The organism is Kitasatospora sp. MBT63, assembly GCF_000710465.2.
Lineage (GTDB): Bacteria > Actinomycetota > Actinomycetes > Streptomycetales > Streptomycetaceae > Kitasatospora.
Map to the genome: position 1 here is coordinate 1 of NZ_JAIZ01000369.1, position 15,574 is coordinate 15,574.

The 15,574-nt window shown below is 74.6% G+C and carries 12 protein-coding genes; 7 read left to right on the forward strand and 5 right to left on the reverse strand.

Annotation, left to right across the window (positions count from 1 at the left end; translation table 11 throughout):
- A partial coding sequence (locus AA75_RS21695; protein WP_051812996.1) for a SpoIIE family protein phosphatase/ATP-binding protein occupies nt 1–2,709 on the reverse strand: 2,709 nt, incomplete at its 3' end.
- Between the two features lie 195 nt (nt 2,710–2,904).
- Here AA75_RS21695 and AA75_RS21700 point away from each other — a divergent pair.
- Nucleotides 2,905–4,014 carry a CaiB/BaiF CoA-transferase family protein gene (locus AA75_RS21700; RefSeq protein ID WP_033821832.1) on the forward strand — a complete coding sequence of 370 codons (1,110 nt, stop codon included), beginning with the start codon at nt 2,905–2,907 and terminating at the stop codon, nt 4,012–4,014.
- A 27-nt stretch (nt 4,015–4,041) separates the two neighbouring features.
- Here the strand turns inward: AA75_RS21700 and AA75_RS21705 are convergent, their stop codons facing one another.
- On the reverse strand, nt 4,042–4,626 hold the full coding sequence (locus AA75_RS21705) for a TetR/AcrR family transcriptional regulator (protein ID WP_033821833.1): 585 nt from the start codon (nt 4,624–4,626) through the stop codon (nt 4,042–4,044).
- Between the two features lie 102 nt (nt 4,627–4,728).
- Here AA75_RS21705 and AA75_RS21710 point away from each other — a divergent pair, with 102 nt between their 5' ends.
- The 5 genes from AA75_RS21710 (at nt 4,729) to AA75_RS21730 (ending at nt 10,847) form a co-directional block, all read left to right on the forward strand.
- Nucleotides 4,729–5,430: an SDR family oxidoreductase gene (locus tag AA75_RS21710; protein WP_033821834.1), complete on the forward strand. Its 702-nt coding sequence runs from the start codon at nt 4,729–4,731 to the stop codon at nt 5,428–5,430.
- Nucleotides 5,431–5,571: 141 nt separating this feature from the next.
- Nucleotides 5,572–6,600 carry a 2-dehydropantoate 2-reductase gene (locus AA75_RS21715; RefSeq protein WP_233289130.1) on the forward strand — a complete coding sequence of 343 codons (1,029 nt, stop codon included), beginning with the start codon at nt 5,572–5,574 and terminating at the stop codon, nt 6,598–6,600.
- Nucleotides 6,601–6,759: 159 nt separating this feature from the next.
- Complete coding sequence (locus AA75_RS21720; RefSeq protein ID WP_033821836.1) at nt 6,760–8,004, forward strand: cytochrome P450, cyclodipeptide synthase-associated; 1,245 nt, start codon at nt 6,760–6,762, stop codon at nt 8,002–8,004.
- A 210-nt stretch (nt 8,005–8,214) separates the two neighbouring features.
- The gene (locus AA75_RS21725) at nt 8,215–10,236 is read left to right on the forward strand and encodes an ATP-binding protein (RefSeq protein ID WP_051812992.1); all 2,022 of its coding nucleotides are present in this window, start codon (nt 8,215–8,217) and stop codon (nt 10,234–10,236) included.
- Nucleotides 10,237–10,358: 122 nt separating this feature from the next.
- A complete protein-coding gene (locus AA75_RS21730; protein ID WP_033821837.1) occupies nt 10,359–10,847 on the forward strand; it encodes a glutathione peroxidase in 489 nt (162 codons plus the stop codon).
- Nucleotides 10,848–10,927: 80 nt separating this feature from the next.
- Here AA75_RS21730 and AA75_RS21735 read toward each other — a convergent pair whose 3' ends face one another.
- Nucleotides 10,928–11,572, reverse strand: coding sequence for an HNH endonuclease family protein (locus tag AA75_RS21735; RefSeq protein WP_033821838.1), 645 nt, complete (start codon nt 11,570–11,572; stop codon nt 10,928–10,930).
- 336 nt (nt 11,573–11,908) lie between these two features.
- On the opposite strand from AA75_RS21735, the gene AA75_RS21740 reads away from it, so the two are divergent.
- On the forward strand, nt 11,909–13,957 hold the full coding sequence (locus AA75_RS21740) for an amino acid adenylation domain-containing protein (protein ID WP_051812994.1): 2,049 nt from the start codon (nt 11,909–11,911) through the stop codon (nt 13,955–13,957).
- Nucleotides 13,958–13,960: 3 nt separating this feature from the next.
- Here AA75_RS21740 and AA75_RS21745 read toward each other — a convergent pair whose 3' ends face one another.
- Nucleotides 13,961–15,274 carry a hypothetical protein gene (locus tag AA75_RS21745; RefSeq protein ID WP_033821839.1) on the reverse strand — a complete coding sequence of 438 codons (1,314 nt, stop codon included), beginning with the start codon at nt 15,272–15,274 and terminating at the stop codon, nt 13,961–13,963.
- Nucleotides 15,275–15,380: 106 nt separating this feature from the next.
- A partial coding sequence (locus AA75_RS21750; protein ID WP_033821840.1) for a hypothetical protein occupies nt 15,381–15,574 on the reverse strand: 194 nt, incomplete at its 5' end.

Genomic DNA, 15,574 nt, shown 5'->3' on the forward strand with positions numbered 1-15,574 from the left:
CGGTACGGCCGTGCGGTCGCCGGCCGGGCGGCCGACGGAGGCGGGCAGCGACTGCTCCGCCCAGATGACCTTGCCCTGCGGCGTGTAGCGGGTGCCCCAGCGTTTCGCCACCTGGGCCACCAGGAACAGGCCCCGGCCGCCCTCGTCGGTGGTCGCCGCGTACCTGAGGTGCGGCGAGGTGTCGCTCCCGTCGGCCACCTCGCAGATCAGGAAGCGGTCGTAGAGCAGCCGGATCCGCACCGGCGGGGAGCCGTACCGGATGGCGTTGGTGGCCAGTTCGCTGATCACCAGCTCGGTCTCGAACGCCAGGTCGCCCAGCCCCCACTCGGTGAGCCGCTGCTGCGCCCACAGCCGCACGTCGGCGACGGCGGAGGGGTCGGAGGGCACGTCGCGTTCGGCGACCCGGCCGGGGTCGAGCACCTTGGTCCTGGCGATCAGCAGCGCCACGTCGTCCTGCGGCCGTTCCGGCAGCAGCGCGTCCAGCACCTGGTCGCAGTTGTCCTCCGGCTCCCGGTGGCGGTCGGTGAGCGCGGCGCGCAGCAGTTCCATGCCGACGTCGAGGTCCCGGGTGCGCTCCTCGATCAGGCCGTCGGTGTACAGCACGATCTGGGTGCCCTCGGGGAGGTACAGCTCCGCCGTCTCGAAGGGGTGGCCGCCGATGCCCAGCGGCGGGCCGGCGGGCAGGTCCGGGAAGGCGACGCTGCCGTCGGGGTGGACCAGCGCCGGGGGCGGGTGCCCGGCCCGCGCCATGTCGCAGCGCCGGGACACCGGGTCGTAGATCGCGTACAGGCAGGTGGCGCCGGTGACGCCGGAGCCGATGTCGCCGTCGGTCTCCTCCAGGTCGATGCGGTTCACCAGCTCGTCGAGGTGGTTCAGCAGTTCGTCCGGCGGTACGTCGAGGGCGGAGAAGTTGTGGACGGCGGTACGCAGCCGGCCCATGGTGGCCGCGGCGTGCAGGCCGTGGCCGACCACGTCGCCGACCACCAGCGCGACCCGGCTGCCGGGCAGCGGTATCACGTCGAACCAGTCGCCGCTGACCCCGGACTGGGCGGGCAGGTAGCGGTGGGCGACCTCCAGCGCGTTCTGCCCAGGCAGCGCGCGCGGCAGCAGGCTGCGCTGCAGGGTGACGGCCATCGCGTGCTCGCGGGTGTACCGGCGGGCGTTGTCGATGCTGACCGCGGCCCGCGCGACCATCTCCTCGGCCAGCGACCGGTCCTCGTCGTCGAACGGTTCGGGCTTCTGCGACCGCCAGAAGTTGGCGACGCCCAGCACCATGCCGCGTGCCTTCAGCGGGGTGGTGATCAGGGAGTGCACCCCGTAGTCGAGGATCCGCCTGGTCATCTCCGGGTCCTGGGCCTGCCAGCCGTGCGCCACCGACAGGTCGGGGACCACCTGCGAGCTGCCGCTGTCGAACCCCCGGGCCTGCGGCGTCGAGGCGAGGAACGCGATCAGCTTGCCGGGCGGGTAGAACGGCGGGTCCTCGCGGATCCCGTGCACCGCGGTGCGGCGCAGGTCGACGCCGGCGCTGGTGGGCTCGTCGCCGTGCAGCACGGGGTCGGCCAGGTCGACGGTGACGAAGTCCGCGAAGGCGGGGACGGCGACCCTGGCCAGTTCCTCGGAGGTCCGCCCGACGTCCAGCGTCGTCCCGATGCCGACCCCGGCCTCGTACAGCAGCTCCAGCCGCTTGCCCGCGACCTCGGCCTTCCCGCTCAGTGCCAGCAGGTCGGTCGAGTCGCGCAGGGTCGCGACGGTTCCGAGCGAACCGCGGTGGCGGCCGGTCGGGCGCTGGTTGACGGCGATCAGCCGGCCGCCCGCCCGGTGGATCTCGTCGGTCGCCACCCGGCCCGACAGCAGCAGCTCGGCGACCTCGGCGTCCAGGCCCCGCAGGTCCCCCAGGTTCCGGCCCTCGGCGTCCGGCGGCAGGCCCAGCAGTTCCTTGGCCTCGTCGTTCGCCAGCAGCAGCCGGCTGTCCTGCCCGACGATGACCACGCCCTCGCGGACCGCGTGCAGCACGGCGTCGTGGTGCTCGTACATGCGGGTGATCTCGGCCGGGCCCAGGCCGTGCGTCTGGCGCTTCAACCGCCGGGCGATCAGGGCGCTGCCGGCGGTGGCCACCGCGAGCGCGGCGGCGCCGGTCCCCAGGATGACGGGCAGCTGCCGGTCACCGGCGGTGTTGACGTTCTTGACCTTCAGCCCGGCCGAGACCAGGCCCACCACCGTGCCGCCGGAGTCGGTGACCGGCACCACCGCCTGCACCTCGTGCCCGAGCGGGCCGTGCACGCTCTCGGTGTAGACGTGGCCCTCCAGCGAGGGCTGGATGGTGCCGACGAACCGCTTCCCGATCCGGTCCGGCAGCGGATGCGTGTAGCGGATCCCGTTGGTGTCCATCACCACGATGAAGTCGACGCCCGCGGGCCCCCGCGCGGCCTCCGTCAGCGGCTGGAGCACGGCCGACGGATCGGGCGACTGCAGGGCGTCCACCACGCCGGGCGAGTGCGCGAAGGTCTCGGCGACCGCCACCGACCGGTTCTTCGCCTCCGCCTCGCTGTTGCCGCGCGCCTCCAGCAGCAGCGACAGGATCGCCCCCACGACCAGCAGCACCACGACGACCACTTGCAGCACGAAGACCTGACCGGCCACACTGCGCCGGCCCCTCGCCACCAGCGACCGGTCCGAGACTCTCCGGGATCGGCCGACGCGTTCGACCATGCGTCATTTCTAACACCGCGAAGGCGACCCGACCACGAAGCCCGGCGGCGGCCCGCCGCACCGCCGGGCCGGCCCTCACGGGCGGTAGCGGACGGCCACCGCGGCGTGCCGCGCGGCTGCCTGGAATCCGCGCCGGTCCACCCGGGCACCAGCGGGGTACGCCTAGGCTCGAGCACGGAGAACGAGGAGGAGCGCATGACCGCTGGTGCCCTCGACGGCATCGTCGTCGCCGACTTCAGCCGGGTGCTGGCCGGCCCGTACGCCACCATGATGCTCGCGGACCTCGGCGCGGACGTGGTCAAGGTCGAACGGCCGGGGACCGGGGACGACACCCGGGCCTGGGGCCCGCCGTTCGACGCGGACGGGCAGGCGACGTACTTCAACGCCGTCAACCGCAACAAGCGTTCGGTGGTGCTCGACCTCCACGACGGCCGCGACCTGGGGCGCGCCCTCGACCTGGTGCGCGGCGCCGACGTCGTGGTGGAGAACTTCCGCGCCGGGACCATGGACCGGCTCGGACTCGGCTACCGGGACCTGCGGGCCGTACGGCCCGGCCTGGTCTACTGCTCGATCACCGGCTTCGGCTCCGGGGAGGGCGCCGCGCTGGCCGGCTACGACCTGCTGGTCCAGGCCGTCGGCGGGCTGATGAGCGTCACCGGGCCCGGTCCCGGCGAGCCGACCAAGGCCGGGGTCGCGCTGGTCGACGTCCTCACCGGGGTGCACGCGCTGGCCGGGATCCTGGCCGCGCTGCGCCACCGCGACCGGACCGGGCAGGGGCAGCTGGTCGAGGTCAACCTGCTGTCCACGCTGCTGTCCTCGCTGGTGAACCAGGCCTCCGGGTACCTCGGTGCGGGCGTGGTCCCCGGCATCCTCGGCAACCGCCACCCGAGCATCGCCCCGTACGAGGTGTTCCCGACGGCGGACCGCCCGCTGGTGCTGGCCGTCGGCAACGACCGGCAGTTCCGGGCGCTGGCGCAGGTGGTCGGCCGCGCCGAACTGGCCGACGACCCGCGCTTCGCGCACAACACCGACCGGGTCACCCACCGGACGGCGCTGGCAGCCGAACTGGCGGGGCGGCTCGCGATGCGCGGCGCGGACGAGTGGTTCGCGCTGTTCCGCGCGGCCGGGGTGCCGGCCGGCCCGATCAACGACGTGCGGGAGGCGTTCGGCCTCGCCACCGCCCTCGGACTGGAGCCCACCGTCGCGGTGCCGGGCAGCGCGGCGCCCCAGGTGGCCAACCCGATCACGATGTCCGTCACCCCGCCCCGCTACCACCGCGCCCCGCCGCGCCTCGGCGAGGGCTGAAGCCGGGCGCAGGCCGGGCCCCCGGGTTCAGGCCACGCCCGCCGCGTCCAGCAGGGCGTTCGCCGTGGTCACGGCCAGCCCGTCCAGCGGCTGCCCCTGGACGACCGCCCGGCTGCCCGCGCCGTCGAAGACGATGGTCAGCTGGCGGGCCAGAGTCTCGGGGTCGGCCGCGCCGCCCCGGGCGGCCTCGCGGTGGAAGAAGGCGGTCAGGGCGTCCTTGGAGCGGCGGGCGACCAGGCTGGCCGGGTGCCCCGGGTCCTTGAGCTCGACCGCCGTGGCGACGAAGGGGCAGCCCCGGTACTCCGGCGCGGCGGTCAGTGCCTCCAGGCGCTCGAACACGTGCAGCAGCCGGGCGCGCGGCGGCCGCGGGTCGTCCTGGTCGGGCAGGGTCAGCGCCAGGTAGGCGGGGCCGCGCCGCTCCAGGCTCGCCGCCAGGACCTCGTCCTTGCTGTCGAACAGCTGGTACATGGTGCGCTTGGACACCCCGGCCGCCCGGCACAGCGCGTCCACGCCGATGCCGACGCCCTCCCGGTAGAACAGGCCGGCCGCGGCATCCAGCAGGCGCTCCCGCGCGGACACCTGCACGCCCTTCACGCCTTCGTCGGTGGTCATGCATCCGAGGTTACGCGGACCCTTGCCGTTTGGAAACCGATCGGTATACCTTGGTGGAAACCGAGGAAACCGATCGGTTTCCGAATCTGAGGGAGAACGGTCATGACCACGATCGAAGGCGCGAACGTCCTGGTCACCGGCGGCAGCCGCGGCCTCGGCAAGGCCCTGGTGGAGGCGCTGTACGCCCGGGGCGCGAAGCAGGTCTACGCCACGGCCCGCGACCCGCGGACCGTCACCCACCCCGACGCCGTACCGCTGGCGATGGAGATCACCGACCCGGCGTCGGTCGCCGCCGCGGCCGAGCGGGCCCAGGACGTTACCATCCTGGTCAACAACGCCGCGGGGCTGGTCGGCGCGTCCTTCCTGGACTCCCCGGTCGAGGACGTCCGCCGGGAGTTCGAGGCCAACTTCTACGGCCCGCTGCACACCACCCGCGCGTTCGTCCCGATCATCGAGCGCAACGGCGGCGGCCACCTGCTCACCGTCCACTCCGTGCTCTCCTGGGTGGCGCTGTCCGGCTCCTACAGCGCGTCCAAGGCGGCCCTGTGGTCGCAGACCAACTCCCTGCGGCTGGACCTCAAGCCCCGCGGCATCAACGTCACCGGCTTGCACGTCGGCTACGTCGACACCGACATGGCCGCCGCCGTCGACGCACCCAAGTCCTCCCCGCACGCCGTCGCCGAGCAGGCACTCGACGGCATCGAGGCCGACGCCTACGAGGTCATCGCCGACGAGCTCACCCGCCGGGTCAAGTCCGGCCTCTCGGCCGACCTCGGTGCCCTCTACCCCCAGCTCGCCGGGTAGGGCGCGTTACGGGCCGGCGCCCGCCCGGGCGCCGACGTGGGTGCCGGGACGGGCCCGGGGCCGGGTGGCGGCGGGTATCTTTTCGGCAGCCCGCCGCTTCGATCCGCCTGTCCCGCCCCCGAGTCCATCCGGAGCAGCCTCGTGTCCACCTCCCATGCCCGGCCGCGGATAGCCGTGTTCGGCGCCGGATCCATCGGCTGCCATCTCGGCGGCATGCTCGCCGCGACCGCCGAGGTCACCCTGATCGGCCGGCCGGCCGCGATGGCCGCGATCGACGCCGAGGGGCTGACCCTCACCGGCCCGGGCCCGGCCCGCCGCGGGATCCGGGACCTGACCACCGCCACCGGCCCGGAGGCCGCGGCCGGCGCCGACTACGTCCTGGTCACGGTGAAGTCCGCGGACACCGCGGCCGCCGCCCGGGAACTCGCCCCGCACCTCGGCCCCGGCACCGTGGTGGTCAGCTTCCAGAACGGCCTGCACAACCCGGCGGTGCTCGCGGCGGCGCTGCCGTCCCACCGGGTGCTGGCCGGCATGGTGCCGTACAACGTGGTGCGGACCGGACCCGCCGCATTCCACCAGGGCAGTGGCGGGTCGCTGATGCTGGCGGCCGGGGAGGGCGCGGACGCGCTCGCCGGGGCGGCCCGGTCGGGCGGTCTGCTGCTGGAGCTGCGGCCGGACATGCCGGCCGTCCAGGCGGCGAAGCTGCTGCTGAACCTCAACAACGCGGTCAACGCGCTCTCCGGCCTGCCCCTGCGCGAGCAGGTCGGGCAGCGGGCTTACCGGCTGTGCGTGGCGCGCTGCCAGCGGGAGGCGTTGGCGGCGTTCCGGGCCGCCGGGGTGACGCCGGCCCGGCTCGGGCCGGTGCCGCCCGCGCTGATGCCACGGGTGCTGGGACTGCCCGACGCGTTGTTCCAGTTGCTGGCGGGGGCGAGTCTGCGGATCGACGCCACCGCCCGCTCCTCGATGTGGGAGGACCTCCAGCGCGGGCGGCCCACCGAGATCGACTCGCTCCAGGGCGAGATCGTCGCGCTCGCGGGACGCCACGCCCTCGGGGCCCCGGCCAACGCCCGTCTGATCGCCCTGGTCCGTGAGGCGGAGGCGGCGGCCCCCGGTACCGCCCCCGGCTGGGCCGGGTCCGCGCTCCTCGCCGAACTCACCTCGGCCCGCTGACACATCGGCCGGTTATAGTCCTGCGAACCGCTGTCGCGGGTGGGTCGCCGTCGAGCCGCCCGCCCGCTCCTCGCCGTCACTGAGGCACGCCCTGGGCCCCCACCGCCCGGGCGGCGCCCGGTGTCCTGCCCCCACCGCCCCCGAGAGGTCCGCCGGCCCGTGCCCGATCCCCGCTTCAGCGTCCTGTCCCCGGACTTCGCCACCGATCCCTACCGGTACTTCGGCCGGCTGCGGGACCGGTCGCCGGTGCACTACGAGCCCGCGCTCGACAGCTACTTCCTCTCCCGCCACCGCGATGTACGGCGGGTGCTGACGGATCATGACGCGTTCACCACCCGGACCCTCCAGGTGCGCGCCGAGCCGGTGATGCGCGGGCCGGTGCTCGCCCAGATGACCGGCGCCGAGCACACCGCCAAGCGGAAGATCGTCGTCCGGGGCTTCACCGGCCGGGCCCTGCAGGAGCAGGTCCGCGCGATCCGCTCCATCGCCGCCGAGCTCGTCGCGCCGTTCCTTCCCGTGGGCCGGATGGACCTCGTCGAGGACTTCGGCAAGCCGTTCGCCGTCCAGGTGACGCTCGAGGTCCTCGGCCTGGACCGGCGGGACTGGCAGCGGGTCGCCGCCTGGCTGGGCGGGGTCGGCGAGTTCATCACCAGCATGGTGCTCACGCCCGAACGCCGTCGCCACTGCCTGGACTGCGCCGAGCAGTTGGAGGCCTACCTCGCCCCGGTCATCGAGCAGCGGCGGCGCCGTCCCGGCGAGGACCTGATCTCGATGCTGTGCACGGCCGAGTTCGACGGCATCGCCATGAGCGACCGCGACATCACCGCGCTGGTCATCAACGTCCTGATCGCCGCCGTCGAACCCGCCGACAAGACCCTCGCCCTCCTGCTCAAGCACCTGATCGACCACCCGGAACAGCTGGCCCAGGTCCGCCGGGACCCGGCCCTGCTGCCCGCGGCCATCGCCGAGACGCTGCGCCTCACCCCGCCCGTCCAGCTCATCCCCCGTCAGGCGGAGGCGGAGGCGGTGTTCGCGGGCACCGTCGTACCGGCGGGCGCCACCGTGTTCTGCATGATCGGCGCGGCCAACCGGGACCCCGGGGCCTTCACCGACCCGGACACCTTCGACCTCCACCGCGCGGATCTGGGCACCGCCCGTTCCTTCACCGCCGCCGCCCAGCACCTGTCCTTCGGCGCCGGGCTGCACCAGTGCGTCGGCGCGGCCTTCGCCCGCGCGGAGATCGAGACCGTGGCCGAGCTGCTGCTCCCGCTGCTCGACCGGGTCCGCTTCGGCCCCGGCTTCCGGTACCGGGAGAGCGGCCTGTACACCCGCGGTCCGGTGTCCCTCGCCCTGGACTTCACCCCCGTGCGCGAGGCCGCGGTCGGCGGCCCGGCGGGCGGCTGAGGCCCGGTCCGGGGTTCCGGAGATATCGAAAAGCCAGATATACCGGGTATGTTGGGCCGGGCCCTGACATCGGCCGGGCCGGCCGGATCGGGGCGGCGGAGCGGCGGGCCGGACCATTCGGGTACGGACCGCCGGGTACCGATCGCCGCCGGGGCCGCAGGAACAGCCGGAGGTCTTCGTCCGGTGCGGGGCATGGGGAGGGGAGCCGTCATGGTGTCCGTCGGAGAGCGGCTGAGCACCGCGCGCGTACAGGCTTTCATCGGGCGGGACGAGCAGCTCGGGCGGTTCGCCGAGGCGCTGGCCGACGATCCGCGGGCGCCGTTCGCCTTCTACGTGTTCGGGCCGGGCGGGATCGGGAAGTCGACGCTGCTGCGGCGGCTGGCCGACCACGCGAGGGCGGCGGGCCGGCTCCTGGTCGAGCTCGACGGGCGTTTCGTCGGCCGGGACCCGGCCGACTTCGAGCGGGCGGCGGCCGCCTTCCTTGACGTGCCCGGCACGGTGCTGTTCGTGGACTCCTTCGAGCACTGCCAGTGGCTGGAGAGCTGGTTGTGGCACCACTTCCTGCCGCGAGCAGCGGACGGCGCGCTGGTCGTCCTGGGCGGGCGGCTCGCGCCGCAGCCGCAGTGGACCGCCGACCCGGCCTGGGCCGGCCTGCTGCACGTGACCGAGCTCGAGCCGTTCACCGAGCAGCAGGCCAGGAGTCTGCTGGCCGCGGCGGCGATCGGGCCCGAGCTGCGGGAGTTGGTGCTCCGCTTCGCGGGCGGCAACCCGCTGGCGCTGTCGCTCGCGGCGGCGGCGGGCTGGACGGGCTGGAACCGGGAGGAGATCTGGGCGCCGTCGGCCGACGTGCTGCGGACCCTGCTGGTGGGGCTGATCGGGGAGGTGCCCTCGGCGGCCCACCGCCGTGCGCTGGAGGTGGCCGCGCAGGCCTACTCGACCTCCGAGGAGCTGCTCGCGGCGGTGCTGCCGGAGGTGGACGCCCATCTGCTGTTCGCGTGGCTGCGGGACCTGCCGTTCATGGAGTCCACCCACCGGGGGCTGCACCCGCACGACGCCGCCCGCGAGACGCTGGCCGCCGACCTGCGCTGGCGGGCCCCCAACGCCTTCGTGAACATGCGCCGCCGGCTGGCGGAGGAGTATCTGCGCCTGCTGCGCGACGCGCCCGAGGAGCGCGTCTGGACCGTCACCGACGAGCTCTTCTACCTCTTCCGGGACGGGGAGATCGTGGCCCGGCTGCGCACCTGGTCCCGTGAGGACGAGGTGCACGACCGCCCGCTGCACCCGGACGACCTCGACACCGTGCTGCGGATGGCGACGGAGACCGAGGGCCCGGCCTCCGCGGCCGTGGTCCGCTACTGGGCCGAGCGCCAGCCGCAGGCCTTCAGCGTCTACCGGCTGGTCACCACCGGCCGGATCGTGGCGTTCACGGCCCGCCTGGCGCTGCCGTCCCCGCCGGACCCCGATGACCTGGCCGCCGACCCCGTGGTGGCCGCCGCCTGGGAGTACGCCGCCGCGACCGCCCCGGTCGGGCCGGGCGAGCACATCGGGGTCAGCCGCTTCACGGTCTACCCCGAGCGGTACCAGGTGCCCTCCCGGGTGATCGACCTGAGCAGTTCCCGGGCCCAGGCGGAGTCCGCCCGGGCCCGTGGCCGCGCCTTCGGCTTCGCCGTCTGGCGGGACGCCGACGCCTGGGCCGCACGGGTCAAGGGCAGCCTCACCGACACCGGCGCGCGGCCGCAGGTCGGTGAGTACACGTACGGGCTGTTCGCGGTCGACTGGCGGCTGGTACCGGTCGAGACCTGGCTGCGCCACTTCATCGCGGCCACCGAGGTGCCGGTCCCGGCCGGGCCGTCCGGCAGCTCCCGCACCGATTTCGACCAGGCCGTCCGGGAGGCCCTGGCGCACTGGCGCGACCCGGGCGCCTTCGCCGCCTGCGCGCTGATGCGCGCCCGGATCGCGGCCGACCTCGACGACCCGGCCGGGGAGCTGCGCGCCCTGCTGCGCCGGGCGGTCGACGACCTCGCCCGTGACCCGCGCGGGGTCCGGGCCCGCGACGCCCTGTCGGCGAGCTACTTCTCCGGTGCGCCCACCCAGGAGGCCGCCGCCCGGCGCCTCGGCCTGCCGTACGGCACCTACCGGCGGCACCTGCGGCAGGGCCTCGACCTGCTCTGCGAGGCGCTGTGGCAGCGCGAGCTGTTCGGCGACCCGGACGAGCGGACGCCCGCGCTCTGAGCGGGGCCGCCGCCTGCACCGGGACGGCCGGGCGGGAACGACGGCCGGGCGGGAACACCGGGGCCGCCGCGTAGGTTGTGAGCTGCTGGAACGTTCTGCACCCCCGACCGAAGGATCCGACCTTGAGCCTCTACGACATCCCGCTGCGCACCCTGGCCGGCGAGCCGGCGTCCCTCGCCGACTACAAGGGCAAGGCCCTGCTGCTGGTGAACGTGGCGTCGAAGTGCGGCCTCACCCCGCAGTACGCCGGTCTGGAGCGGCTGCACGAGCGCTACGCCGACCGCGGCTTCGCGGTGCTCGGCTTCCCGTGCAACCAGTTCGGCGGCCAGGAGCCGGGCACCGAGGAGGAGATCCAGACCTTCTGCTCGATGACCTACGGGGTGACCTTCCCGCTGTTCGAGAAGCTGGACGTGAACGGTGAGGACCGCCACCCGCTGTTCGCCCGGCTGACCCAGACGCCGGACGCCGAGGGCGCCGCCGGGGACGTGCAGTGGAACTTCGAGAAGTTCCTGGTCTCGGCGGACGGCACGGTGGCCGGCCGGTTCCGGCCGCGGACCGAGCCGGAGGCGGAGGAGCTGATCGCGGCGATCGAGGCGCAGCTGACGGCCTGACCCGGCCGCCGTGCTCGCTTCGGCACCCGCCCCTTCCGCCGGACGTCCGGCGGGAGGGGCGGAGTGCTGTGCGCGGGTGGTCAGCAGCCGCCCAGCAGCGAGGTGAGGGTGGACTTCTCGGCGCTGTCGACGCTGAGGCCGTAGTAGTACTTCACCTGGACCCAGGCGCGGGCGTAGGTGCAGCGGTAGGAGGCCTGGGGCAGCCAGGTGGTGGGGTCCTGGTCGCCCTTGGAGCGGTTGGAGCTCGCGGAGACGGCGATCAGCTGGGGGCGGGTGAGGTCGTTGGCGAACGCCTGGCGCTGGGCGGTGGTCCAGGCCCAGGCGCCGGAGCGCCAGGCCTCGGCGAGCGGGACCAGGTGGTCGATGTCGAAGCTGGAGGCGTTGGTGGTGGTGGCGCCGTCGTAGGCGGAGGTCCAGCTGCCGCTGACGGCGGCGCAGGAGGAGTCGGTGCTGACGCCGCTGCCGTCCCGCTTGATGACCGTCTCGCGGGTGTTGCAGGTGCCGGAGATGGTGATCCAGTGCGGGAACAGCGCCCGGTCGTAGGTCGAGGTGTGGGACTCGGCGGTGACGGTGAGCGCGGCCAGGTAGCTCTTCGCGGTGGCGGTGGAGACCGGGGTGGGGAGGGCGGCCTCGGCGGTGCCGGTGCCGGTGAGCAGCGCGGCGGCGGCGAGCAGGGCGGTGGCCGCGGCGGCGGCTGCGCGGCGGAGCGGGCGGTTCGCGGGCATGCGGACTCCTGGGGGCGGGGAGGCGGGGACAGCGTCCGTACGGATGGGTGTTCGGACGGTCAACCAGCCTGGCGCGCACCAGGTTTACGCGGGTAGACCCGGGAGGTGAACAGTTCCCGCCGGGTCTGCGGAGCCGCTGTGCCCGCCCTGTGCGCCCGCGTTGCGCAGGTGCGGTGGCCGGTCCGGCGCCCACCGTGCCGCCACAGGTCCCGAACCGGTGACAGGTGTGCAACTACCGGACGACCGGCGGGCGTCACAGGGAAGTACTGGCTGCACACTGTCAGTGGGGGCGGGCAGGATCGGCGTGGTCCTGCCGACGCAGGGAGGGGATGCGCGATGACGACGGCACAGGTACACACCGTCCACGGGCTGTTCGAGGAGCAGGCCCGCCGGGCGCCAGGGGCACAGGCCGTGGTGTGCGGCGCCGAGCAGCTCACGTACGGCGAACTCGACGCCCGGGCCAACCGGTTGGCGCACCGGCTGGTGGCGCTCGGGCTGGGCCCGGAGCGGCCCGCGGCGGTGGCGCTGGGGCGGGGGCCCGAGCTGCTGACGGCGGTGCTGGCGGTGCTGAAGGCGGGCGGCGCCTACGTGCCGCTGGAGCCGACCGGCCCGGATGCGGTGATCCGTCATGTCCTGGCGGACGCCGACCCGGTGGTCGTGGTGAGTGACGAGGTGCACCGGGTCCGGCTGGCGGACGCCACCGCCCGGCCGGTGCTCTGTCTGGACACCGAGGCCGACGCGCTGGCCGCGCTGCCGTCCACGGCGCCGGACGTCCGGGTCCGGGACGCGGACGTGGCCTGCGTGTTCTACACCTCGGGCTCGACCGGGGTCTCCAAGGGCGCGCAGATCGAGCACCGCAACCTGCTGCACGCGTACCGGGGTTGGCAGGAGGTGTACCGGCTGACCGACGCCGACCGGATCCTGCAGACGGCCACCCTGGAGTTCGACGTCTTCACCGCGGACTGGCTCCGCGCGCTCGGCACCGGTGCCACCCTGGTGATGGCCAGGCGCAACTTCACCCTGGACCGCACGGCCGAACTGCGGGAGCTGCACGAGCTGGTGATCGGCGAGCGGATCACCGTGATGGAGGTCAACGTCCACCTGCTGCGCCGGCTGTTCGCCCATCTCCAGCCGCTCGGGCTGGAGCTTGGATCGGTGCGGCTGCTGTCGGTGGGCGCCGAGAAGTGGTACCTGGACGAGCAGTTGCGGATCCAGCGCTACCTCGGCCCGGACGTGCGGCACATCAACGTCTACGGTGTCGCCGAGGCCGCGGTGGACAGCACCTACTTCGACCCGGCCACCCTGGCGGACCCGCCGGAGCACCCGGAGCGGCTCTCCCTGATCGGCGTCCCATTCCCGGGCAACCGGGTGCACCTGCTGGACCCGCAGGGCGTCCCGGTGGCTCCCGGCGAGTGCGGCGAGATCTGTCTGTCCGGTCCCGGCGTCGGCCGCGGCTACCTCAACCAGCCGAAGCTGACCGCCGAACGGTTCTTCGCCGACCCGGCCCGCCCGGACCTGCGGCTCTACCGCACCGGTGACCTCGGGCGGCTGCGCCCGGACGGCATCCTGGAGTTCGTCAGCCGCGACCTCGGCCCGGAGACGGCCGCCGCCGTCCGGGTCGAGACGCTGCTGCGCGGGCACCCGGACGTCCGCGAGTGCGCGGTCGCCACGGTCGACCTGGAGCCGGCCCTGGAGCCGGCCCTGGTCGCGTACGTGGTCGCGGACCCCGGCCGGGCGCCCGACGCCTGGGCGCTCCGCAGCCACCTGGCCGAACGGCTGCCCGCCGACGCGCTGCCGGACGCGGTGGTACCGCTGCCCGGCCTGCCCCGCACCCGGGCGGGCAAGCTCGACCGGGCCGCGCTGCCGCTGCCCGCGCCGCGGACCGAACCGGCCCCGTCCGGCAAGTCGGGGCGGCGGCCCTCGGGCGGCAAGGGCGCGGCGGGGGTGTGGGCCGACGGGGACAACACTCCAGGGGTGTGGGTCGGCCTGGTGGTGCTCTTCACCGTGCTCGCCCGGCTGTCCACCAGCACCTTCTGGCCGGGGTCGACCGATCTGCGGCTGGTCCCGGAGCCGTGGGCCACCGTGTTCCAGCTGCTGTACTGGGCCGAGTCGCTGGGCGCCGGACTCGGCCTCGCCTTCCTGCTCCTGGGCGGGCCGGCGCTGGGCCGGTTCGGCCGGCCCCGCGGCCTGACCGTCCTGACCCGGCTGGCCGTGTTCTGGCTGCTGGCCTCCTGGTGGCCGCAGGACAACTTCTACCGGACCACCGACCCGCGGAACTGGTCCACCCAGGGCACCCTGGTGGTGCTGTTCAACATCGCGCTGATCGCCTCGGCCGCGGTGGTGGTGCGCTTCCTCGTCCGGCAGGCGCCCCGGCCGGGCCGCTGACGCTCACCGGGCGGTGAGCGGGTCGAAGGGGTCGCCGAGGGCCAGGTTCGCGGCCCGGGCGACCGCCTCCGCCGCGTCCAGCGCGTCCGGGTCGGTCGCGGCGAGGGCCACGCCCACCGTCGGCTGCGCCTCGAAGCCGGCCGTGGGGATGGTCGGCAGCAGGGTGGCGCCGAACCGGGCGCAGCGCCGGGCGAGCGCCTCCAGGTGGGCGAGCAGCGCCTGTTGGCCGAGCCGGGCGCCGAGCGGGAGCCGGTCGATGGTGCGGACCAGGTGGCCGGGGCCGCGGACGGCGTCCAGCCGGGCCTGGATCATGAACGCCACGGCGGGCCCGGTGAGCCGTACGTTGGTCTCGGTCGGGGCGAGGCGTCCGGCCGGGTCGGTGACGAAGTCGACGTCGTACCAGCCCCGGTGGCCGGCCGCGGCAAGCTCCCGTCCGACCGCGACGCCGAACGGGACGGCGGCGCCGGCCAGCCGGGCGGGTACGCTGCCCGGTCCGACGGTCGCGCCGGCGTAGGCGGTGTCCTCGACCCGCATCAGGGCGACACCGACCGGGTGGACGGTGCCGTCCTCGGTGATCAGGCCGTCGAAGCTCGGGTGGCGCAGCCGGCCGCCGCCCTCGACGTACTCCTCGACCAGCAGGCCTTCGCGGGACGGCAGGACCTGGTCGTCGGCCAGCCGGCGCAGCAGGTTCCGGGCGCCTCCGGCGGCGGCGATCCGTCCGGGGGTCAGGACGGCGGTGCCGAACCCGCCGACGCCGTGCCGGGCCTTGAGGACGGTGGTCCGACCGGCTCGGGCCCGTTCGTCGACGACCCCGGCCAGTGCGCGGGGGGAGTCCACCGCCAGCTGTGCGGGCACCCGGATGCCGGGGTGGCCGGGTGCGAGGCGGGTGAACAGGGCGTGCGAGGCGTCCTTGGCCTCGTAGCGGCGGACGGCCGCGACGCCCGTTCCGGTCCCCTCGGTGGCGCCCCAGTGCCGGACGGGCAGCGCGAGCGCGTCGAGCCGGCGGCGCAGTTCGGGGCGGGCGGCGAGGGCGGGGCCGATCAGCCGGCCGTCCCCGGCGAGGCCGCTGTGCACCTCGACCTCGGACCAGTCGAGTATCCGTTCGAGTCGGCGGACCCACTCCGGCTCGACCTGGTGCGGCAGCACCAGCACGGCCGGGTGGGGGCTGTAGAAGGCGGCGAGGCAGGAGTAGTGGTGGCCGTGCCGGGTGCTGTCGTCCGACGCGGGGACGAACTGGGCGTTGAAGTCGGCGACGTTCCCGATGTGCACGGCCCTGCGGCCGCCGGTCCAGGCCTCGGCCCACGCTGCGGTACCCATCCGCCGAGACTACGGCCCCGCCCGGGCGGGCGGGGCCGGTTGGGCGGGGCAGCCGGTCGGGCGGGGCCGGTCGGGGCGGGGCTCCCCAACGGTTTCTGACCGCGGGTCAGGCCTCGCCGGGGTGCCAGGCGGGCCACTCCCAGGGACGGTCCTCCCACTGCACCAGCAGCGGGTCGTGCGGGTCGAGGTCCGGGAAGTGGTGCTTGATCTCCGGTTCGAACTCCTCGGGCGCCAGCGGCTTCCAGCCGATGCCCTCGAAGCGGACCAGCCGGTAGCGGCTGTCGGTCCGGAACTCGGCGA